Below are 20,994 nucleotides of genomic sequence, written 5' to 3' on the forward strand. Positions count from 1 at the left end.
TCAGCAGTCGCTCTTGATCTCGTTGGGTCCCATGATCGAGTGGATGACGCCCTTCTCGCTGTAGACCGAGGCACCGTACGGGCGCCAGCTGCCGTCGTCGACCTGCGGGTTCCTGACGAGGTCGTAGACGATCGACAGCAGCTCCTGCTCGGGAACCGACGGGAAGTCGTCCTTCACGGTCGAGGCGAACGCGTCGTCCAGCGACTCGACGGAGTCTCCGACGGCTTCGCCGGTCGGCGTCTCGATCCGCACCGTCCTCCCGTCCGACGTGGCGACCGCGGTCTCGTTCGTCCCGAAGCTGAGCGTCCCGTCGTCGGTGAAGAGGTCGGCTGTGCCGATGCGGGTCGTGTCGCCCCAGGCCCACGCCGTCTGCGCCCGGACGCAGCTCGCGGCCGCGAGGTCGCTGGAACGGGGCTCGCCCAGCACCCCGCTGAGGGTCTCCACGGCGTCGTCCAGCGACGTGCCGACGAGGCCGATCGCGGCGACCTCGGTGTCCGCCTCGCGCAACGACAGCTGGGTGGCGGACACCACGATGGTGTCGACCGCGGCCAGGGCGTCGGCGGTGCCGTCGGCGTCCGTCGCTCCGTCCCCCGGGGCCGACGGTGCGGACGTCTGCGAGGGCGCGGCGGACGTCGTGCTCGACGACGACGACGCGGGCGCTTCCTGTGCCGTGCACCCCACGAGCACGGTCATGACGGACATGGTGACGGCGGCCGCCGACGTGATTCCCCAGAGAGTTCTCATGCGCCGACCGTAGCGACGGGGGCGCACCGTCCGACAGCGCCGAGACCGGATCTCCATCGCACGAGACCCGGTGTCATCCAGGAGGATGACACCAGGACCTCGTGACGGAATCGTGATCGACGGAGGCGCGGAGTCATCCTCCAGGACGACACGGCCCCCGAGACGGCTGGCTAGCGTGGAGCAGCAGGCCCGAGCAGAGGCCGCACGGGGTGATGGGGAACGACATGAGCACACGACGCATCGGCACGATCGGGACGGCCGGTCTGGCACTGGTCCTGCTGACGGGCTGCGGAGGGCAGACACTGCCGGCCACCCCCGTGTCCTCGCCGGCGAGCGCATCGCCCGCCGCATCGTCGAGCCCGAGCGCGACGACGCCCGAGACGACGCCGACCGAGGCCGCGCCGACCGACGCGGCGACGACCGAGCCGCCGGCCGCCGCGACCCCGGTCGCGATCCCGACCGACTGCACTCAGATCGTCGACTCGGCCGCCTACACGACGAACTTCGGCGACATCCCGCTCAACCCGGTCGAGTTCGGCTTCTCGGGCACGAACTCGGGAGTGAAGACCCCGACGGCCGCAGGCGAGGGCGCGACCGCCATCGAGGTCATCGGAGCGGCGAACGAGCTGGCGTGTTACTGGCGCGACCCCCGCTCCGACGTCTCGGGCATCGGCGTGAACATGGGGCATCTCGATCCGTCGGTCACCGGCCCGCTGATGGACGGCTTCGCGGCCGACGGCTACGGCTGCAGCACGGCCGACGGCGGGCGCCTCTGCCAGCTCGTGACGGCCGACCCGCAGTACCCCGTCGACCGGACCGTGACGTACTTCGTCCGCGACGACGTGGTCGTGACCGTCGACCAGACGAACGTGCCCACCGACGACCTGGTCGGCTCGATCGTCGCGCGCCTCTGGAGCTGACACCGCGCCTCCGCGGCCCGCGTCGGCGGCACCGCACCGCGAAACGGACTCCGCACCCGAGCTAGAAGCGGTGCGGTGTCCGTTTCGCGGTGTGAAGGTAAGCCGTCCGACCTACAGCACGCTCTTCGGCACCCGGTGGAGGGTCACCGCCCCGACCGCGTCGAACGGGTGCAGCGGGTCCGGTGCGACCGATCCCGTCGGCCCGCCGAGCCGCGAGTGACCGACCGCGCTGAGCACCGCATAGGCGTCGCCCCGGGACCACCCGTGGTCGTCCACCAGGAACGCGAAGGCGTCCTCGTAGCCGCGCCGGATGCTCTCCTGCACGGGATCGCCGAGCCCGACGAAGACCCAGTCGTCGGCCGTCTCGATCCGCGGCGCCCGGAGTCCCATCCCCGGCACGAGGTCGATGGACACGACCGCCGTGCCCTGCGCCTCGATGGCCACGAACGACGACTCGCCCTCGGCCATGATCGCGTGGATGTCGCCGATCGACAGGTAGGCGCCCTCGACCATCACGGGCAGGTAGACGGTGGACCCCACGGTGTTCTCGGTGACGTCCATGTTGCCGCCCTGCGCGTACGCCGGCATGATCGTCGAGTTCTCGCCCTCGGCGGGGGCGGTGCCCATGCAGCCGATCATCGGTCGCGGTGCGAACACGTGTCGGTCGGTCACGTGCACCCCGGCGGCGTCGATCGGCACACGCCGGGTGAACATCCCGTCGCCCATCACGTGCTGCAGCGCGCCCGTCCCGGGCAGACTGACCGACCAGCCATGGTCCACCAGTCGGATCTCGTGCACCGTCACGGCGAGCGCATCGCCCGGCACCGCACCCTCGACGTACACCGGCCCGGTGACCGGATTGATGGGCACCGACAGCCGGGCCGGATCATGGTGCTCGTGCAGTTCGGCGTAGACCGCGTCGCTCGTCTCGAAGCCGATCCGCTCGCCTGTGCCCGGCGTGATCCGCAGGACCGGCTCGACCGACGCGGAGAACCCGGGCCTCCCGAGCTCGTTGCTCAAGAGGTGGTGGAGGTCGCCGCTCATGCGTCGCGCCGTTCGCCGTCGGCGGTGGAGGCGGTGGTGACCGTCGACTCGTCGGCGCCCTGCCCCAGAGACGGGGCTGCGCCTCCTCGGCTCCGGTAGTAGAGGAACACCCCGGCACCGAGCAGCAGCCAGACCAGGCCGCCGATCTTCGCCTCGGGTGCGGCGTTGACCAGTACGTAGCCGATGACGAGGAAACCGATCACGGGTACCACCAGGTGCAGCAGCCAGTTGCGCGACTTCTTCCTGACGACGTAGTGCACGACGACCGAGACATGCAGCAGCATGAAACCGAACAGGGCCCCGAAGTTGACCAGTGAGGCGATCAGGTCGATCTGCCCGACGAAGAACAGCACGAGCACGGCCGACAGCGCCGAGACGACCAGGATCGCCGCCTGCGGCACCTGACGGGCGTTGATCTTCGACAGGAACGCGGGCAGCTGCTTGTCGCGGCTCATCGAGAAGAGCAGACGCGACGTCGCGGCCTGCGCGGCCATCGCGTTGGCGATGCCGACCGCGAGAACGTTGACCACGAAGAACGCCGTAGCCCAGCCGCTGTTCGACGCCGCTCGCACCAGGTCGAAGAACGCGTTGCCGGCTTCGCCCTCGGGGAACGAATCGCGACCCGCGGCGAGCGCGCTGGCCAGCCAGGTCTGAAGGATGAAGCAGAATGCGACGATGAACAGGGCGATGATCATCGCCTTGCCCGCGCCCCCACGCTTGCCGGTGCTCTCCTCGGACAGGGTCGAGATGCCGTCGAAGCCGAGGAAGCTGAGCACTGCGATCGAGAGCGCCGAGGCGATCAGGGGTGCGGTGACCTTGCTCGAGTCCCAGATCGGGTCGCTGGTGAACTCCGCCCCCGGGATCGTGCCGTTGTTGAGAGCGATCACGGCGATGATGACGAAGACGGCGATGAACACGACCTCGATCGCGAGGAAGACCCGGTTCATCAGCTTGATCGAGCTGATGCCGAGCAGGTTCACCGCGGTGTTGATCGCGACGAAGATCAGCGCCCACATCCAGCGAGCACTGCCGGGAAAGATCCCGATCATCGACTCGGCGGCGAACACGTAGAGCAGCGTCGGCACGAGCAGGTAGTCGAGCAGGATGGCCCAGCCCGCGAAGAACCCGGCGATCGGGTGGATGCCGCGGCCGACGTACGAGAAGACCGACCCCGCCAGCGGGATCGATTTGGCCATCTGCGCGTAGGCGAGCGCCGTGAAGATCATCGCGACGAGGCCGACCAGGTACACCAACGGCACCATCCCGGACGACGCGTTGTAGACGGTGCCGAAGATCGCCCAGGGCGCGATCGGCACCATGAAGATGAGTCCGTAGATCAGCAGGTCGACGGTCGAGACCGACCGTTTCAGCTCCTGCTTGTAGCCGTACTGCTCGAGTTGCTGCTGGTTGCTCAGCTCGCCGCCGGGGGCGCCGGGTTTCGTGTTCGTCGACATGGTGTGCTCTCTCGCTCGGGTGGGACGCGGTGGGGTGGAGCCGGGTCAGGAGGCGGGGTGCGGGTCGGGATGTGCGGCGCAGGCGGGAGGCGCGCTGACGGTCGCGTGGGCGACATCAGGCGTCGTCGTGCTCCGCGAGGAACGCGGCGACGACGGCCCGGAACGCTTCGGGCTGCTCCAGGTGGGCGCAGTGGCTCGCTCCCGGGAGCACGTGCGACCGCACGTCGGCGATCGACTCGACGAAGGGCAGCCAGGTGGCGGGCGTCGCCTCGTCGAACTCGCCGGCCACGACGAGCGTCGGAGCCGTGATCGACGGCAGGCGGTCGACGATGCTCCAGTCGCGCATCGTGCCGATCACGTGGAACTCGTTCGGCCCGTTCATCGTGTGATAAACGGTCGGCTCGGCCTCCATCTGCGCCTCGCTGTCGACGAAGTCCTGGGGCATCGGCAGGACGCGGCAGACGTGACGCTCGTAGAAGACCTGGGTCGCCGCGAGGTACTCGGGGTCGGAGGTGGTGCCGTCCTCCTCGTGACGGCGGAGCGCCTCCTCGGTCTCCGTCGGCAGCTGCGCACGCAGCTCGGCCGCGCCGTCGACCCACAGCTGCATCGAGGCGGGCGAGTTGCAGATGGCCAGGCTCGCGAGGCCCCGCGGCTGTCGCACGGCGATCTCGGCCCCGAGCATGCCGCCCCACGACTGGCCGAGCACGTGGAACCGGTCGAGACCGAGGTGCGCCACCAGGGCGTCGAACTCCGCCACGAAGAACGCCGGCGTCCAGGTCTCGACGGGGGCGTCGGGGCGGTGGCTGCTGCGCCCGCAGCCGAACTGGTCGTAATGGACGACGGTGCGTCCGGTCTCGTCGGCGAGCGCGGCGAGGTTCCTCAGGTAGTCGTGAGCCATGCCGGGGCCGCCGTGCAGCACGACGAGCGGGAGGGCGCCGGGGCGGGGCTCGTCGGGGGCGGTGACCTGGAACCAGGTCTCGCCATCGCGGAAGGGGAGGGTGGAGGAGGTGCTCGCTGACATGCGGGACAGTGTGCGACACGAAATGGTCTCGTGCCAAGACCTTTCTTCGTGACTTAACGTGGGTGTAACACGACGCCGCTCGGAGGGGACGACGCATGACGCAGCGCGAGGCACCGAGCGAGAGCGCGGGCGCGGAGGCGACCGCGGGCTCGGCGGTGGACGTCGACACGGGATCGGCCCCGGGTGGCGACACGGGCTCGGGTGCGTTGGCGGCCCCGCTCGAGTCGTCGAGCCGGGTCGACGACGTGACCGACCGTCTGGTCACCGCCATCGCGACCGGGGAGTACCTGCCCGGCCAACGCCTCCCGGCCGAGCGCGATCTCGCGGCATCGCTGCGCGCCGGACGGATGACGGTGCGGGCGGCGCTCGCCCGGCTGGTCGACCAGGGCATGATCGAGACCCAGCGCGGTCGCGGGGGCGGCTCGTTCGTGCGAGAGCAGCACACGACGTCGTCCGACGCGGTCGCGCAGCGCACCCTGACGGCCAGGTGGTCCACCCTGCGCGACACCAGCGACGCGATCGGCCGGCTGCACGGCACCGTCGCCGAGGCCGCCGCCGAGAACCGCACGCCGGCCGACGCCGAGCTGCTGCGCGAGCGACTCGAGGGCTACCGCCGCGCCGAGTCGGGGCGCGCCTCACAGCGGGCCGACGAGCTGCTGCACGTGGCCATCGCCGACGCCGCGCACAACGCGACCCTGCGCGACGTGCTCTTCGACCTGGAGGCGCGGGTCAGCATCTCCGCGCCGGCCCACCTCTGGGGCGGCCCCGACGGCATGCGCGAGATGGAGCTCCGGGCACTGGCCGACCACGAGGCGCTGGTCGACGCGATCTGCGCGGGACACGCCTCCCAGGCGGCGAGCATCGCTCGCGAGCACGTCAAGATCGACCTCGAGCTGCTCGAGCGGGTGCTTCACCGGCACGATTGACGCGCTTCAGCGTGGGTGCTCGACAGCGAGCGGGCTCGAATCGAGCGGGCTCGAATCGAGTGGTCCGAAGATGCTCTTCCTCGCGGTCGGAAGAGCATCTTCGGACCACTCGATCCGGACTGCGGCGGCGGTCATCCTCGAGGCGCACCACGGAACGGGAGAACATGACCACCGCACGAACACTCGCCATCGCAGGGGCCCTTGCGTTCGCCGCGGTGACGCTGACCGGCTGCACCGCCGACTCGACCACCGCCGACCCCTCGAGCAGCCCGAGCGCCGGAGTCTCGTCGACCCCGAGCACGACCCCGGACTCCTCGGCGGAGGGGGCACCCTCGACGACGCCGGAGCCGACCGAGTCCGCCGCCGCACCGGTCGTGACGATCCCCACCGACTGCACGCAGGTCACCGACGCCGACACGTACGCGGCGCAGCTCACCCTCGCACCGCTGAACCCCGAGGCCGCACCCCGCCGAGACGGCACGCCCTTCGGCGCGCGCACTCCCGAGGTGCCGCCGACCGACGCCGACCCCGTGGAGATCGTCGACAGCGCGGCCTCGATCGACTGCCTCTGGCGCGACCCCGGGGCCGACATCACGGGTCTCGAGGTGGCCCTGGGACGACTCGACCAGGCCACGTCGACCTCGCTCCTCGACCAGGTCGCCGCCGCGGGCGCGACCTGCACCGACGAGCACGACGGCCGGGTGTGCCAGGTGTCGACGACCACGGAGCCGTACGGCACGGACCTCACGAAGACGTACTTCGTCCGCGGCGACCTCGTCATCTACGTCAGCCAGTCGAACTACCCGACGGACGACCTGCTCGGCTCGATGCTCGCGCACCTCGAGAGCTGAGCGCGCGCCTCGCCCCCCGCGCCTCGCCTCGCCCCTCGCGCTCGCTCGCGATCTCGGATCGAGTGGTCGGAAGATGCTCTTCCGGGCGCGACGAAGAGCATCTTCCGACCACTCGATGTGCGCGCGGCCCGTGGAGGGCGCGCGAGCGAGCGACGCGCGAGCGAGCGACGCGCGAGCGCGAGAGTGTGCGGCGCCGCCGGCCGGGTGGGTGGGCCCGGCTCGGCGGCGACCGCCACGGACGACGTGACTCCGTCGATCTCGACGCACGGCTCTCGCGGGGGGTTCGAGGTGCCGCGCAGATCGCCGGGTGGGCGTCACGCAGGGGGAGGACGCTCGTTTCGGGCCGAGTGTCCGCGTGGCTTCAACGCCGTCGGTGCCGACGCTAGCATCCGATACTCAGCAGTATCGAGTCCCCCTTTTGGGGGACCGACCGCGCGAGGTCGTGATCCTCGACCGAACACCCGCGCAGCATTCACGACCCTCTCGGCACTCAGCGGTCCCGTGCGAGCCGAACCGGGTTGCGGCATGCCGCGACGACAGCCGGCACGCCGGCCACCATGAGCCACACGACCCCTCCGAGGACCACCCACAGGAGTCCTGACGGCGGCGGCGCCGCCCCGGCGAGGGCGAGCACCGCGAAGCCCGCACCCGCCGCGGAGACGAGACACCCGGCGAGCACCACCTGCTCGAGGAACAGCAACCGCAGCAGCGACCGAGCCGAGGTACCCGACAGACGGTAGGCGGCGATCTCGCTGCTGCGCAGCATCAGCACGAGCCCGGCGACCAGCGCCCCGACCACTCCGGACCCCGCGGGGAACGCCCGCGCCGGGCTGGCGCTCCACACCTCGCGCAGACTCGTCCCCCCGCTCTCGACGGGGAACGCGCGGACATCGGCCCCTTCGGTCTCGAGCGCGGCGACGAGCTCCGGTCCGACGTCGCCGGCGGCCGATCCGGAGACGAGTGGCGGCTCCATCTCCACGATGCAGACGGAGGCCCGGTCCACGTCCGCCGGCAGCGCGAACGAGACGACCGAACCGAGGTCGATCCCGCGTGGCTCGACTCCCCCGACCCGGGCCGAGACCACCCGGTCCCCCGATGCGAGTCACCACGGCGCCTCCGCTCCGGCCATCGCCACGGCGTCGCCGGCGCCGTCGGCCGGCACGTCCGCCCCGGCGCCCATGGCCACCTCGCCCCCGGCGAGATCGCGCCCCACCACGGCGTCGACCCCCGCCAGCGCCGGCAGCAGCGTCGTGCTCACGAGCGCCGTGGGCACCCGCCCGGTCTGCACGAACGCCTCTCGATCGAGCGGGACGATGACCCCCGCGCGGCGGACGCCGCTTCGGCGGGACAGCGCCTCGCACGACGTTCGCGAGATCCGGGCCTCGTCGGAGTCCGAGACCGAACCGATCTGGAGGACTCCCTGCCCGGCCTGTTCGCGAGCGAGGTCGTCGCGCCGGAGCTCGTTCTCGACGAACGCCGAACCGAGGGCCGGCGCGAGGCCGAGGGCGACCGCCACGGCGACGAGCACCACCTGACGGCTGCCCCTGCCCAGGATGTTGAGCAGCGCCTCGCGGAGGAGCGCGGTGATGCGCCAATCGCCTGTCGTCATGCCAGGAGGTACGGCCGCAGGTCGACGCACGCGTCGGCGCTCCGGACGATGAGGTCGTCATGGGTCGCGATCACGACCGTCGCATCGGTCGTGACTCCGGCGAGCACCTCGGCGACGCGGGCGGCGTTGGCTCCGTCGAGGCTCGCCGTGGGTTCGTCGGCGAAGACGAAGGGCCGTGTCGTCGCGAGCCCGCGCGCGAGAGAGAGGCGCTGCAGCTCGCCCCCGGAGAGGGTGCGCGAGAACGCGCCGGCGCGGTGGCCCAGCCCCACCTGGGCGAGAGCACGCTCGGCAGCCTGGCGCGCCTCCTCCATCGTCCGCCCGGCTGCCAGCGGAGCCACCATGACGTTGTCGATGGCCGTGCGGCCGGGCAGGGCGTTGGACCCCTGCGGAACCCATGTCACGTCACGGGCTCGCGGCGGGCGTCCGACGGGCGCCGCCCCGTCCGCCGCCCCGTCGCGGCGGTCGCGGTCAGCGAGCTCGTCCGTCGCGACGAGGATGCGCCCGTCGGCCACCGGATGCAGTCCGGCGAGCGCGGCGAGCAACGTCGACTTGCCCGAACCGGAAGGCCCGACGACCGCCGTGACGCGCCCGGGGGCGAACCGATGCGACAGCCCACGGAAGAGGGTCGCGCCTCCGGCCGAGAGCGAGAGGTCGTCGACGATCAGGTGCACGGCGATCCACCGAGATCGCCGGCCGTGGGCGCGACGATCACGGTCCGTCCGATCAGGTCGGCGTCGACGTAGGCCACTCCGAGCTCCGAGCTGGGGGCCTCGACGGTGACGGGCACCGGACGCGCGCCTCCTTCTCGGGCCTCGTAGACGCACAGCGCCCCGTCCGCACTCGCGACGACGGCCCGGCCGGGTACCGAGCCGAGACGCTGAGGGGAGGCGAGCGCGAGGCTGAACCCCTCGATCGCGCCGTCCGGCGAGGCTCGGTCGCTGTCGACGGCCCGGGAGGCGCGCAGCGCGTCGACGAGGTCGCGAACGGCGCGCGAGGTGGCCGGGTCGGTGTCGACGGCGTCCACGGAGGTCAGCTCGACGGTCTCGCGGCGGTACGAGAGCGTGACCGGCTGATCGCCGAAGATCTCACCCAGGTCGCCGGCGCCGTCGAGGGGCGCGATCGTCACGAGGCCACCGGCTGCTGCGCTCGTCCCCAGGTCGTCACCGGCCGAGACCTCCTGCCCGAGCGTCACGCCGAAGGTGATCTCGCCGGCCGCCTCAGGCGGCAGGTAGGCGACGCGGTCGACCCGGAACACCCCGTCGGGCTCCAGCCCGTCCGCTCGCTGGAACGCCTCCACCGCGCGTTCCATCCTCGGGCCGAAGACGCTCGGACCGGCACCGGCGTCGTAGCCGAGCGCTGCGAGGAACCCGGCGACCGCGGCGACGTCGGGCCCGCGGTCGTCGCGGCGCAGGTCGCGGTACACCGGGTCGTCCGAGACGAGCGCCCGGAGGGGCAGACCGTCGACCCCGATCACGATGACCCCCGAGGCCACCCGGGAGGCGCGGGGCAGCGAGGTCACGGTCCCCCCGACCCGCAGACGGAGCGGAACCGTGGCCGGCTCGGCGACGGTGACGGAGACGGCCGTGCGCAGATCGCGCACCCGCTCGCCGACGACGACCTCCCCTGAGTCGGCTGCTCCGACAGGCGCCTCGTCGGCGACGAGGGCCGTCGGCAGCAGCAGCGCGAAGACCACCACCGGCGTCAGCCAGAGGGCGACGGGAACGGCCCAACCCCACAGCCCACGGGCTGCGGATCTCCGAGTCACCCGAACTCCTCCATGCAGCCGATGAATCCGAGATCGGAGGCGACGATCCGCGCCGTCAGCTCGTCCTGAGTCCCCTCCGTGTCGAGCCCCTCGGCCTCGAGGCACTGTCGCAGGATGACCTTGACGTCTTCGTCGTCACGGGGATGCTCCCGCTGCCAGACGGAGTCGACCTCGTTGTAGTGCAGGAGGTAGCAGGTTTCATCCGCCCCGGCGTCGACCGCCTCCTCTGGAATGCCGAACTCGTAGAAGCCACCAGGCCGCCCCAGTTCCTCCAGCTCGAATCCGGCCTGCCCGAGGCACGACACGTAGGCCTCGTAGCCCGCCGTGTACTCGCGCTCGGTGACGACGCCGTCCTCGACGGCCGCTTGCTGCTCGGCCGACATGACCGACCATTCCTCGCTCGTCAGCTCGATGTCCGCAGGCGGACCCGAGGCGCATCCCGCGAGCAGGAGGGCGATCGCGACCGCGGTGACGGCGCGACCTCGCCGAAGGAGGAGCGGGGCCGGGTGGTGGAACAAGGCGAAGGCCACGTGACATTCCTCTCGTTGTCATACGAGACACTATGACTAACGATCGTTCTCAGCAAGCCTGATTCTCGACTGCGACATGGGCGTCGGCAGGCCCGGGCGGGCACCGGCCCTCGAGCGTCGGCGCGTCGGCGACGACCGTGCCCGGAGCGGCCACGAGCGCGGAGCCGCGACGAGCCGCCCCGCTCAGCCCGCGAGCGCCCCGAACCGGGCCTGGATCGCCACGGCGGCCGCCCCTCGCGCCCATGCGCCGAAGTCGTCCGCGCCGACCAGCACGCGTACCTCGCTGGCGTCCGGGTCGCGGTCGGCGGCCAGGCCCGCGCGCATCTCCACCACCGCGAGCGGCACGTCCAGCAGGCCGATGCCCTCGCCCGACAGCACGACGGTGTCAACCATCGTGAGGTTCGCCACGGCGGCGATCATGTGGCCGAGCGACCGGCCGGCGGTGCCGACCACCTGGGCGGCGACGGGGTTGCCCTCGGCCGCGAGCGCCAGCAGCTCGTCGTACTCGACGTCGCGACCGAGACCGCCGCGCGCCGAGGCGCACATGCTCGTCGTCGACAGCATCGCCGTCGAGCAGCCGCGGTGACCGTCGAGGCAGATCGGCCCGGTCGGGTCGATCGGGAAGTGCCCGCCGAGGCCGAGCCCCGTGTCCGCCGTCACGACCTGCCGACCGTGCATGACCAACCCGTAGCCGACCCCCGCTCCGGTCGTCACGACCGCGAAGTTGTCGACGCCCCGCCCCAGCCCGAACCAGTGCTCGGCCTCGACCAGGGCCACGACGTCGTTCTCGATCACGACGGGCAGACCGAGGCGCTCGGCGAGCAGGGCGCCGAGGTCGACGGCGCGCCAGTCGAGGAACGGCGCCCGCGCCACCACGCTCGACCCGATCACCTTCCCCCCCGACGCTGACGCCGACGCCCGCGGGCCGATCGCCGGCACCCGCAGCACCCGCGCCGACATCCACAGCACCTGCACCGGCACCGGCAGCACCCCCGCCGGCATCCGCAGCGCCCGCACCGCGGTCCGCCGACAGCCGCTCGACCACCGCGACCACCGCCTCCACCACCTGCTCCACGCCGTGCCCGGGCAGATCGACGACGGCCGATGCCAGCGTCCGCGCCCGCAGGTCGGTGAGCACGCCGAGCGCCTGCTCGCCGGTGAGCTTCACGCCGACGAACCGCTGCGAGTCGACCCGCACGTCGAGCGGCTTGGCCGGCCGACCGATGGCGCCGTCCTGCCGCTCGGGCCCCTCGACGAAGAGTCCGCGGTCGAGGAACGGCTTGCTCAGCCGAGTGAGGCTGGCGGGCGACAGCCCCAGGCGGCGACCGAGGTCGGCCCGGGCGATCGGACCGTGGATCAGCACCTCTCGGGCGAGCTCGCGACCCGAGTCGCCGAGAGCAGGACCCGTCGTCGTCATCGGGCCAGCATATCTTCCGCCGCGAATCGAAACACCATCGAAATCGGCTCGAACACCGCCAGACGACCCGCCAGAGCAATTCTGACCGAACGCTTGACAGCACCTTTCCTTTCGTCGTAGAAATTACTCCATGCAGCGTCGCAGCGGTCTCCGCACCTCCGAACTCCACCTCCGCCTCGGCGGGACGAGCCTCGTGCTCGACACCCCCGAGTCCGGTCTGCCGAGCATCGTCCACTGGGGCCCCGACCTCGGGGACGTCACCGAGGAGGCGCTGGCCGGTCTGGTCACGGCCTCCCGCCCCCAGAGGGTCTCCGGCGGCGTCGACGAGCCGACCCGTCTCACGCTCCTCCCGCTCCAGGCCGACGGCTGGCAGGGCACCCCCGGCCTCGTCGGCAGCCGCGCCGGAGCCGGGTTCGCCCCGTCGTTCCAGGTCACCGACCTCACCGCCGACGACGCCGGACTCGTCCTCACCGCCGACGACGCCGAGGCCGCGCTCCGCCTCCGCATCGAGCTGCGCCTCGACGAGCACGGCCTGCTGCATCAGACCCTCCGCCTCACGAACAGCGGCGACGACGTCTACGACCTGCACGAGCTCGCCGCCACGTTCCCCCTGCCGCACACCGCCGGCGAGGTGCTCGACACCACCGGCCGCCACCTGCGCGAGCGCACGCCGCAGCGCCACGCCATGACGGTCGGCCGCTACGACCGCGAGAGCCGCCGCGGCCGCCCCGGCGCCGACGCCACCCTGCTGCTGGCCGCCGGCACCCCCGGCTTCGGCTTCGAGCGCGGCCTCGTCCACGCCGTCCACCTCGCGTGGAGCGGGAACCACCGGGTGAGCGTCGAGCGCACCATCACCGGCAGCTCCCTCGCCCGGGTCGCCGAGCTCCTCGGAGCCGGCGAGATCCGTCTCGTGCCCGGCGAGAGCTACGACTCCCCCGAGGCGATCGGCTCGTGGGGCGACGGGCTGACGGAGCTCTCGGGTCGGTACCACCGCCTCCTGCGCTCCCGCCCGCAGCACCCCGCGTCCGAGCGCCCGGTGACCCTCAACACGTGGGAGGCCGTCTACTTCGACCACGACCTCGCCCGCCTCAGCGCCCTCGCCGACGCCGGAGCCCGGGTCGGCGCCGAGCGCTTCGTGCTCGACGACGGCTGGTTCCGCGGCCGCCGCGACGACACCTCGGGGCTCGGCGACTGGTACGTCGACGACGACGTCTGGCCCGACGGCCTCACGCCGATCATCGACCACGTCACCGGTCTCGGCATGCAGTTCGGCCTCTGGGTCGAGCCCGAGATGGTGAACCCCGACTCGGATCTGGCCCGCGCCCACCCGGACTGGATCCTGTCGGCCGGCTCGCGCCTCCCGGTGTCGGCCCGTCAGCAGCAGGTGCTCGACCTGTCGAACCCCGCGGCGTCCGCCTACCTGCTCGAGCGACTCGACGCCCTGCTGACCGAGTACGACATCGCGTACCTCAAGTGGGACCACAACCGGGACCTGCTGGAGGCGGGGGCCGGCTCGCCCGCGCACCCCGCGGTCCACGAGAACGTCGTCGCGCTGTACCGCCTGCTCGACGAGCTGCGCAGCCGTCACCCGTTCGTCGAGATCGAGAGCTGCGCCTCGGGCGGGGCCCGCGTCGACCTGGGGATCCTCGACCGCACCGACCGCATCTGGGCGAGCGACTGCATCGACCCGATCGAGCGGCTGACGATCCAGAGGTACACGAACCTCCTCGTGCCCTACGAGCTGATGGGCGCGCACGTGAGCGGACCCCGCTCGCACTCGACCGGACGCCGACACGACCTGTCGCTGCGGGCTGGCGTCGCCCTGCCCGGCCACTTCGGCATCGAGTGGGACATCTCGGCGCTCGACCCCGAGGTCGAGGCGGAGCTGACCGCCTGGGTCGCCGCTCATAAAGGCCACCGCGAGCTGCTGCACCACGGCACCGCGGTGCACGCCGACCTCCCCGACGCGTCGATGGACCTGCGCGGCGTCGTCTCCCCCGGACGCGACCGTGCGCTCTACACCTTCACGCAGGTCACGGCGAGCGCCAGCTACCCGCCCGGCCCCGTCACGTTCCCCGGTCTCGACGACGAGCGCAGCTACCGCGTCGCACTCGCCGACCCGACCGCCACCCTCGGCGGGCCCGGCCAGTCGGCCCTGCCGTGGACCCTCGACGGCGTCGTCGTCCCGGGCCGCGCCCTCCGCCTCGGCGGGGTCCAGGCCCCGGTGCTGTTCCCCGAGAGCCTCGTCCTGATCGAGGTCACCCCCGCGTAGCGCCCGCCCTCCTCGCCCGCCCCTCTTCCTGTGCAAATCGCGACACCGGGCGGCGTTCCAGGGGCCTGACAACGAAAGTGAGCGGCGTGTCACGTCCCGCTCGTCGGGTTCGGCACGGAGAACGCGTCGCCGCCGGTCGGGTTCGGCACACGCGCCGGTCGCGATTTGCACACACCACCCCGCACACACCACCCCGCCCGGCACCACCCCGCGCCACCCCACCGACGTCGGTCGCGCCCGCGAACGGCACCTGCTCCACCCCACACGAACGCACACCCATCGCGGCCCCGGCCGCAACCCGAGCGCAAGGAGGCGCGACGTGCACTCCCCCACCACCACCAGGACCCGACGCGGTCGGCTCGTCGCGGCCCTCGTCGGCACGACGCTGGTCACCGCCGGCCTCACCGGCTGCAGCACCGCGCAGGACGGCGTCACGACGCTCGACTTCTTCCAGTTCAAGCCCGAGGCCGTCGGCGACTTCACGCAGATCATCGCCGACTTCGAGGCCGAGAACCCCGACATCCGGGTCGTGCAGAACGCCGTGCCCGACCCGGACACGGCGATCCGCACCCTGCTCGTCAAGGACAAGGTGCCCGACGTCCTCACCCTGAACGCGAGCGGCAACTTCGGCGAGCTCGCCCGGGCCTGCGTGTTCGCCGACCTGTCCGACGAGCCCGCGAACGACGACGTCAACCCGGCGGTGCAGGACATCGTGCAGGCGCTCGGCACGTGCGACCAGGGCGACGACGAGGTCAACGCCCTCCCGTTCGCCAGCAACGCGTCGGGCATCATCTACAACCCCGAGATCTTCGCCGCGAACGACGTCGAGGTCCCGACCACCTGGACCGACCTGATCGCCGCCGCCGACACGTTCCGCGACGCCGGCGTGAACCCCTTCTACTGCACGATGAAGGACGCCTGGACGGCCGGTCCCGCCTTCGTCAACCTCGGCGGCACGCTGATGCCCGACGGCTTCTTCGACGACCTGCGAGCCGAGGGCTCGGACATCGAAGGAGGCGCGGTGTCCTTCTCGAAGGACTTCGGCGAGGCCATGGACAAGGAGGTCGAGCTCTTCTCGTACTGCCAGGACGGCTTCGCCAGCCGCGACTACAACGCGGGCAACGCCGCGTTCGCGAACGGCGAGTCGGCGATGTACCTGCAGGGCTCGTACGCGATCCCCGCGATCCGGGCCAGCAACCCCGACGCTCCGATCGCGACGTTCCCCTACCCCGTGACCGACGACGCCGACGCCCGCGTCGCGGTCTCGGGCGTCGACGTCGGCATCTCGATGGGGCGCACCACCGAGCACCCCGCCGAGGCGAAGCGCTTCATCGACTACCTGATGTCGCCCGAGGTCGTGCAGGCCTACAGCGAGTCGCAGAGCACCTTCTCGCCGCTGCTCGACGCGGCGCCGAACACCGACCCGGCCCTCGCCGGCCTCGAGCCGTACTTCAGCGACGGACGCATCATCGGGTTCATCGACCACCAGATCCCGGCGTCGATCCCGCTGGTCAACATGCTGCAGACCATGGTCATCACCGGTGACGCGCCCGCCTTCCTCGCCGATCTCGACGACGAGTGGAGCAAGGTCGCCGCCCGCACCGCCACACAGAGAGAGGGCAAGGAATGACCGCCACCGCACCCCGGCCGACGTCGCCCGAGAAGCCGACCCGCGCCTCCTCGGCTCCGGGCCGGTCGGGCACGCCGACGCCGACGCGCCGCACGCAGGGCCGCACGCCCCGCGCCTTCTACTGGATGGTCGTCCCGGCCGTCGTGATCTTCTTCGGCCTGCACACGATCCCCGTCGTGACCGGCATGTTCTTCAGCCTGACGAACTACGCGGGCTACGGCACCTGGAGCTTCGTCGGACTGTCGAACTACCTCAACCTGTTCCGGGACGACCGGGTCATCTCGTCGTACCTGTTCACGTTCGGGTTCGCCATCGTGTCGACGATCGCGGTCAACGTGATCTCGCTCGCCATCGCGCTCGGGCTGAACGCGCGCATCAAGTTCCGCACGGCGTTCCGCGGCGTGTTCTTCATCCCGTACGTGCTGGCGATCCTGATCATCGGGTACGTCTTCAACTACCTGTTCGCGAACTCGTTCCCGGCGATCTTCACGTCGCTGGGCCTGCCGGGTCTCGCGAACAACATCCTGGCCGACCCCGACTGGGCCTGGCTCGGCATCGTGATCACGACGGTCTGGCAGGCCTGCGCATTCAACGTCATCCTCTACCTGGCGGGTCTGCAGACCATCCCGGCCGAGCTCTACGAGGCCGCGGGCATCGACGGCGCGTCGTCGTGGCGGCAGTTCCGCTCCATCACGTTCCCGCTGATCGGGGCGTACTTCACCATCAACATGGTCCTGTCGTTCAAGTCGTTCCTGCAGGTGTTCGACCAGATCGTCGCCCTGACGAACGGCGGACCGGGAACATCGACCGAGTCGATCGCCCTGGTCATCTTCCGCGGCGGGTTCCAGGGCGGCGAGTACGGCTACCAGATGGCCAACGCCGTGCTGTACCTGTTCGTCATCATCCTCGTGTCGTTCATCCAGTTGCGCTTCCTCCAGCGCAGAGAGGCGTCGTTCTGATGAGCTCGACGATCCAGGGCGCCGAAGCCCTCCAGACCACCACCAGCCCGGTCGACCCCGCGACGACGCCCCGTCGCCGTCGGCGTCTCGACGGGGGCAACGGCGGCACCAACTGGTGGCTCACCGCATTGATCGCGGTCTGCTCGCTGACCGTGCTGCTGCCGCTGTACTTCACGATCGTCACCGCGTTGAAGGGCCCCGACCAGCTCGGCGGCACCGGCTTCGAGCTGCCGACCGAGATCCGCTGGCAGAACTTCGCCGACGCGTACGCGCTGACCGACTTCCCCCGGGCGCTGATGAACACCGCGCTGATCACTGTCGGCGCGGTCGTGCTCACGCTCCTGACGAACTCGCTGGTGGCCTACGCCATCGCACGCAACATGCACAAGAGGTTCTTCAAGGGGCTGTACTTCTACTTCCTCGCGGCGATCTTCGTGCCGTTCCCGATCATCATGCTCCCGGTGGTGAAGGAGACCGCGCTGCTCGGACTCGACACCCCCGTCGGGCTCGTGCTGCTCTACACGGTCTACGGACTGTCGTTCAACATCTTCATCTTCACGGCCTACATCAGGTCGATCCCGATCGAGCTCGAGGAGGCCGCCCGCATGGACGGCGCCAGCACCTGGGGCGTCTTCTGGAAGGTCGTGTTCCCGCTGCTGGCCCCGATGAACGCCACGGTCGGCATCCTCACCTGCGTCTGGGCGTGGAACGACTTCCTGCTGCCGCTGGTGATCCTCTCCGATCCGTCGGCGCGCACGCTGCCGCTCGCGCAGTTCATCTTCCAGGGCCAGTTCAACACCAACTACACGGTCGCCTTCGCCTCCTACCTCATGGCTCTCGCACCCCTCCTGGTGGTCTACGTGATCGCCCAGAAGTGGGTCGTCAGTGGTGTGATGAGAGGTTCGACCAAATGACGACGACAGAAGGAGGCACGGTGCAGCACCGCGACGCACCCTGGTGGACCGACGCCACCGTCTACCAGATCTACCCCCGCAGCTTCGCCGACGGGAACGGCGACGGCGTCGGCGACCTGGCCGGGATCCGGCAGCGGCTCGGCCACCTCGCCGACCTCGGCGTGGACGTCATCTGGCTGTCGCCGATCTACCGGTCGCCGCAGGCCGACAACGGCTACGACATCAGCGACTACGACGACATCGACCCGCTGTTCGGCACGCTCGACGAGTTCGACGCGCTGATGGGCGAGGTGCATGCGCTCGGCATGAAGCTGGTCATGGACCTCGTCGTCAACCACACGAGCGACGAGCACGCGTGGTTCGAGCAGGCCCGGTCGTCGCGCGACGACCCGAAGCGCGACTGGTACATCTGGCGCGATCCGCTGCCGGTGGGCCCGGACGGCCGGGGCGAGGGCACCGACGCGGCGGGCACGCCCGGCGCGGGGACGTTCCCGACCGCCTGGCGCAGCGCGTTCAGCGGTCCGGCCTGGACGCTCGACGAGGCGACCGGCCAGTACTACCTGCACATGTTCGCGTCGAAGCAGCCCGATCTCAACTGGGAGAACCCGGCCCTGCGGCAGGCCGTTTACGACATGATGAACCGCTGGCTCGACCGGGGCGTCGACGGATTCCGCATGGACGTCATCAACCACATCGCGAAGGATCCGGCCTCGCTCGAGCCGGGGGCGCGCGGGTTCGTCATGGGCGGGCGGATCCACGACCACCTGCGCGAGATGCACCGCTACGTGTTCGCCTCGCGGACCGACCGCGAGCTGATCACGGTCGGTGAGATGCCCGGCGTGACGGTCGACGACGCCGCGCTGTTCACGGCTCAGGACCGGCACGAGCTCGACATGGTGTTCCAGTTCGAGCACGTCGGGCTCGACCACGGGCCGTCGTCGAAGTTCGACAACCGGCCCTTCGACCTGGTCGCGCTCAAGCGGTCGCTCGGCCGCTGGCAGGACGGCCTGGCCGACGCCGGCTGGAACAGCCTCTATCTCGGCAACCACGACCAGCCGCGGTCGCTGTCGCGCTTCGGCGACGATGGCGCGCACCGCTACGAGTCAGCGACGATGCTGGCCGCCGTGCTGCACCTGCACCGGGGCACGCCGTACGTCTATCAGGGCGACGAGATCGGCATGACGAACGCCGGATTCACCTCGATCGAGCAGTACCGCGACATCGAGTCGATCAACTGGTACGCCGAGGAGGTCGAGGCCGGTGCCGATCCCGAGGTCCTGCTCGAGTCGCTGCGATTCCGCAGCCGCGACAACGCGCGGACGCCGGTGCAGTGGTCGGGCGGTGACGCGGCGGGATTCAGCACGGGCACCCCGTGGATCGAGGTCGTGGCGAATCACCACGCGGTGAACGTGGAGGCGGACCGCGCCTCCTCGGACCGCTCGGTCTTCGACTGGTACCGCCGGCTCATCGCCCTGCGGCACGAGTCGCCGGTCGTGGCGCACGGTCGCTTCGAGATGCTGGCGCCCGACGACGACCGGCTGTACGCGTTCACCCGCACGCTCGGCGACGAGCAGCTGCTCGTGCTGGCGAACTGGTCGGGCGAGCCGTACGAGCTCGACCCCGCGCTGCACCCGGTGCTGCGGCGGCGGTCGGTGCCCGAGGTCGTGCTGGGCAACGTGCCGCACGGGATCGGGTCGCTGACGCTGGCGCCGTGGGAGGTCCGGGTGCTGCGCGCCTGACGCCGTCCCGTGGGGGGAGTGTGCAAATCGCGACGCCACCCGTCGAAACCGGGGTGCATCGGCGAAAGTGAGCGGCGCGGCGCGCCCGGGTTGTCGGGTTCGGCACGCTCAGCGCCGCCGGCCCGGTCGGGTTCGGCACGCTCAGCGCCGCCAGGCCGGTCGGGTTCGGCACGCTCAGCGCTGCCGGTCGGGTTCGGCACGCCCAGCGCCGCCAGGCCGGTCGGGTTCGGTACGCGACCGGTAGCGTCGGGGAGGTGACGAGTCCCGACGCCGCGCCCGCGCCTCCTCGGCTCCCGACGGGCTGGACCCGGATCGGCGAGCGCCGCTGGTGGTCGATGTGGAGCGGCCTCGGCACCGCGTTCGGAGTCCTGCTCGCGTTCCAGGTCGGCAACGTGACCTGGCAGTTCGCCCGCACGTTCCAGCCGTCGGGGTCGTCGTTCCTGATCAGCCTGAGCTTCGCGCTCGTGATCCTCGCGGCGATCTTCGGCCTCGTCACCGTGGTGCGCAACCGCATCTACCCGCAGCCGTGGGTCAACCTCGACACCGACGAGCTGCGCGCCGGTCGGCACACGGTCGCGCTGAGCAGGGTCGACCGCGCGTCGATCCCGGTCGAGCCGGCGACGAAGAACGGCGTGCTGGTGCTCCGCCTGGTGGCGGCCCCGGAGGCGCGGGTCGAGATCATCCTGCGCGACCGCCGAGGTGCGACCCTCGATCAGACCTCGACCGCCGTGCTCGCCGAGGCCGTCCGTCGGACGTCGGTGGCGATGCCGACGGCCTCGTACGATCCGACCGGCCGCTTCGCGCGGTACAACTTCCCCGGCCGCATCAGCCGCGAGGACGCGGTGGCGCTGGTCGAACGACCGCCCGGGCCCGGGGCGCCGCTGCCCGCCGCGTGGTGAATCCGGTCGCCGGACGACCTCGGCGAGTGCGCGTCACTCGGGTCGGCGTGGGCAAATCGCGACATTCGGCGGCCGAATCGTGGTTCTCCGGCGGAGATGAGCGGCGTGTCGCGCCTCACCGGTCGGGTTCGGCACGCTGAGTCGTTCTCGACCGGTCGGGTTCGGCACACGGGAGCCGAGGAGGCGCGGTGCCGGTCGCGATTTGCACGCATCTCCCCGTCAGCAGTCGCGACGTGCACGCAGCACCCCCACCACCGGTCGCGATTTGCACGCAGCATCGCACCGGGGGGGGGGGGGGGG

At 71.2% G+C, this 20,994-nt stretch carries 20 protein-coding genes; 10 read left to right on the forward strand and 10 right to left on the reverse strand.

Features of this window, described 5'->3' with window-relative positions:
- Complete coding sequence (locus FFA01_RS09980) at nt 1-744, reverse strand: hypothetical protein (protein WP_146855646.1); 744 nt, start codon at nt 742-744, stop codon at nt 1-3.
- A gap of 224 nt (nt 745-968) precedes the next feature.
- On the opposite strand from FFA01_RS09980, the gene FFA01_RS09985 reads away from it, so the two are divergent.
- Entirely contained in the window at nt 969-1,664 is a 696-nt protein-coding gene (locus FFA01_RS09985) for a hypothetical protein (protein ID WP_146855648.1), read from the forward strand.
- Nucleotides 1,665-1,775: 111 nt separating this feature from the next.
- Here FFA01_RS09985 and FFA01_RS09990 read toward each other — a convergent pair whose 3' ends face one another.
- The 3 genes from FFA01_RS09990 to FFA01_RS10000 all read right to left on the reverse strand — a co-directional run bounded on the left by FFA01_RS09990 (nt 1,776) and on the right by FFA01_RS10000 (nt 5,183).
- On the reverse strand, nt 1,776-2,708 hold the full coding sequence (locus FFA01_RS09990) for an acetamidase/formamidase family protein (RefSeq protein ID WP_146855650.1): 933 nt from the start codon (nt 2,706-2,708) through the stop codon (nt 1,776-1,778).
- On the reverse strand, nt 2,705-4,162 hold the full coding sequence (locus FFA01_RS09995) for an APC family permease (RefSeq protein ID WP_146855652.1): 1,458 nt from the start codon (nt 4,160-4,162) through the stop codon (nt 2,705-2,707). Before FFA01_RS09995 ends, FFA01_RS09990 begins: the two co-directional genes overlap by 4 nt.
- Nucleotides 4,163-4,277: 115 nt before the next feature.
- Entirely contained in the window at nt 4,278-5,183 is a 906-nt protein-coding gene (locus FFA01_RS10000) for a proline iminopeptidase-family hydrolase (RefSeq protein ID WP_146855654.1), read from the reverse strand.
- A gap of 95 nt (nt 5,184-5,278) precedes the next feature.
- Between FFA01_RS10000 and FFA01_RS10005 the strand changes: the two genes are divergently transcribed.
- Together FFA01_RS10005 and FFA01_RS10010 are read left to right on the forward strand one after the other, a co-directional pair.
- Complete coding sequence (locus FFA01_RS10005; protein WP_146855656.1) at nt 5,279-6,109, forward strand: FadR/GntR family transcriptional regulator; 831 nt, start codon at nt 5,279-5,281, stop codon at nt 6,107-6,109.
- 164 nt (nt 6,110-6,273) lie between these two features.
- On the forward strand, nt 6,274-6,960 hold the full coding sequence (locus FFA01_RS10010) for a hypothetical protein (protein WP_146855658.1): 687 nt from the start codon (nt 6,274-6,276) through the stop codon (nt 6,958-6,960).
- A 490-nt stretch (nt 6,961-7,450) separates the two neighbouring features.
- On the opposite strand, the gene FFA01_RS10015 is transcribed toward FFA01_RS10010, so the two are convergent.
- The 6 genes from FFA01_RS10015 to FFA01_RS10040 all read right to left on the reverse strand — a co-directional run bounded on the left by FFA01_RS10015 (nt 7,451) and on the right by FFA01_RS10040 (nt 11,881).
- Complete coding sequence (locus FFA01_RS10015) at nt 7,451-8,044, reverse strand: hypothetical protein (protein WP_146855660.1); 594 nt, start codon at nt 8,042-8,044, stop codon at nt 7,451-7,453.
- An 18-nt stretch (nt 8,045-8,062) separates the two neighbouring features.
- Nucleotides 8,063-8,569, reverse strand: coding sequence for a hypothetical protein (locus FFA01_RS10020; protein ID WP_146855662.1), 507 nt, complete (start codon nt 8,567-8,569; stop codon nt 8,063-8,065).
- On the reverse strand, nt 8,566-9,240 hold the full coding sequence (locus FFA01_RS10025) for an ABC transporter ATP-binding protein (RefSeq protein WP_167627339.1): 675 nt from the start codon (nt 9,238-9,240) through the stop codon (nt 8,566-8,568). The genes FFA01_RS10020 and FFA01_RS10025 overlap by 4 nt, the downstream gene beginning before the upstream one ends.
- A complete protein-coding gene (locus tag FFA01_RS10030) occupies nt 9,231-10,334 on the reverse strand; it encodes a peptidoglycan-binding domain-containing protein (RefSeq protein ID WP_167627340.1) in 1,104 nt (367 codons plus the stop codon). Before FFA01_RS10030 ends, FFA01_RS10025 begins: the two co-directional genes overlap by 10 nt.
- Entirely contained in the window at nt 10,331-10,864 is a 534-nt protein-coding gene (locus FFA01_RS10035) for a putative periplasmic lipoprotein (protein ID WP_146855668.1), read from the reverse strand. Before FFA01_RS10035 ends, FFA01_RS10030 begins: the two co-directional genes overlap by 4 nt.
- Nucleotides 10,865-11,047: 183 nt before the next feature.
- Nucleotides 11,048-11,881: an ROK family protein gene (locus FFA01_RS10040; RefSeq protein ID WP_244289791.1), complete on the reverse strand. Its 834-nt coding sequence runs from the start codon at nt 11,879-11,881 to the stop codon at nt 11,048-11,050.
- 61 nt (nt 11,882-11,942) lie between these two features.
- Here FFA01_RS10040 and FFA01_RS16260 point away from each other — a divergent pair, with 61 nt between their 5' ends.
- The 7 genes from FFA01_RS16260 (at nt 11,943) to FFA01_RS10070 (ending at nt 20,694) form a co-directional block, all read left to right on the forward strand.
- Complete coding sequence (locus tag FFA01_RS16260; RefSeq protein WP_244289792.1) at nt 11,943-12,401, forward strand: hypothetical protein; 459 nt, start codon at nt 11,943-11,945, stop codon at nt 12,399-12,401.
- Nucleotides 12,402-12,411: 10 nt separating this feature from the next.
- Nucleotides 12,412-14,553: an alpha-galactosidase gene (locus FFA01_RS10045; RefSeq protein WP_146855670.1), complete on the forward strand. Its 2,142-nt coding sequence runs from the start codon at nt 12,412-12,414 to the stop codon at nt 14,551-14,553.
- Nucleotides 14,554-14,872: 319 nt separating this feature from the next.
- A complete protein-coding gene (locus FFA01_RS10050; protein WP_244289793.1) occupies nt 14,873-16,183 on the forward strand; it encodes an ABC transporter substrate-binding protein in 1,311 nt (436 codons plus the stop codon).
- Nucleotides 16,180-17,142, forward strand: a complete 963-nt coding sequence (locus tag FFA01_RS10055; protein WP_146855674.1) for a carbohydrate ABC transporter permease — start codon at nt 16,180-16,182, stop codon at nt 17,140-17,142. Before FFA01_RS10050 ends, FFA01_RS10055 begins: the two co-directional genes overlap by 4 nt.
- Nucleotides 17,142-18,056 carry a carbohydrate ABC transporter permease gene (locus tag FFA01_RS10060; protein WP_146855676.1) on the forward strand — a complete coding sequence of 305 codons (915 nt, stop codon included), beginning with the start codon at nt 17,142-17,144 and terminating at the stop codon, nt 18,054-18,056. Before FFA01_RS10055 ends, FFA01_RS10060 begins: the two co-directional genes overlap by 1 nt.
- Nucleotides 18,053-19,795, forward strand: a complete 1,743-nt coding sequence (locus FFA01_RS10065) for a glycoside hydrolase family 13 protein (RefSeq protein WP_146855677.1) — start codon at nt 18,053-18,055, stop codon at nt 19,793-19,795. The genes FFA01_RS10060 and FFA01_RS10065 overlap by 4 nt, the downstream gene beginning before the upstream one ends.
- A gap of 254 nt (nt 19,796-20,049) precedes the next feature.
- Nucleotides 20,050-20,694, forward strand: a complete 645-nt coding sequence (locus FFA01_RS10070) for a hypothetical protein (RefSeq protein ID WP_146855680.1) — start codon at nt 20,050-20,052, stop codon at nt 20,692-20,694.
- The last annotated feature ends 300 nt before the right edge of the window (nt 20,695-20,994 follow it).

It is taken from the genome of Frigoribacterium faeni (assembly GCF_007988805.1).
Lineage (GTDB): Bacteria > Actinomycetota > Actinomycetes > Actinomycetales > Microbacteriaceae > Frigoribacterium > Frigoribacterium faeni.

Bases quoted from the DNA above. Each gene is read 5' to 3' on its own strand.
- FFA01_RS09980 (WP_146855646.1), bottom strand. From the start codon at position 744: ATGAGAACTCTCTGGGGAATCACGTCGGCGGCCGCCGTCACCATGTCC.
- FFA01_RS09985 (WP_146855648.1), top strand. From the start codon at position 969: ATGAGCACACGACGCATCGGCACGATCGGGACGGCCGGTCTGGCACTG.
- FFA01_RS09990 (WP_146855650.1), bottom strand. From the start codon at position 2,708: ATGAGCGGCGACCTCCACCACCTCTTGAGCAACGAGCTCGGGAGGCCC.
- FFA01_RS09995 (WP_146855652.1), bottom strand. From the start codon at position 4,162: ATGTCGACGAACACGAAACCCGGCGCCCCCGGCGGCGAGCTGAGCAAC.
- FFA01_RS10000 (WP_146855654.1), bottom strand. From the start codon at position 5,183: ATGTCAGCGAGCACCTCCTCCACCCTCCCCTTCCGCGATGGCGAGACC.
- FFA01_RS10005 (WP_146855656.1), top strand. From the start codon at position 5,279: ATGACGCAGCGCGAGGCACCGAGCGAGAGCGCGGGCGCGGAGGCGACC.
- FFA01_RS10010 (WP_146855658.1), top strand. From the start codon at position 6,274: ATGACCACCGCACGAACACTCGCCATCGCAGGGGCCCTTGCGTTCGCC.
- FFA01_RS10020 (WP_146855662.1), bottom strand. From the start codon at position 8,569: ATGACGACAGGCGATTGGCGCATCACCGCGCTCCTCCGCGAGGCGCTG.
- FFA01_RS10045 (WP_146855670.1), top strand. From the start codon at position 12,412: ATGCAGCGTCGCAGCGGTCTCCGCACCTCCGAACTCCACCTCCGCCTC.
- FFA01_RS10055 (WP_146855674.1), top strand. From the start codon at position 16,180: ATGACCGCCACCGCACCCCGGCCGACGTCGCCCGAGAAGCCGACCCGC.
- FFA01_RS10060 (WP_146855676.1), top strand. From the start codon at position 17,142: ATGAGCTCGACGATCCAGGGCGCCGAAGCCCTCCAGACCACCACCAGC.
- FFA01_RS10065 (WP_146855677.1), top strand. From the start codon at position 18,053: ATGACGACGACAGAAGGAGGCACGGTGCAGCACCGCGACGCACCCTGG.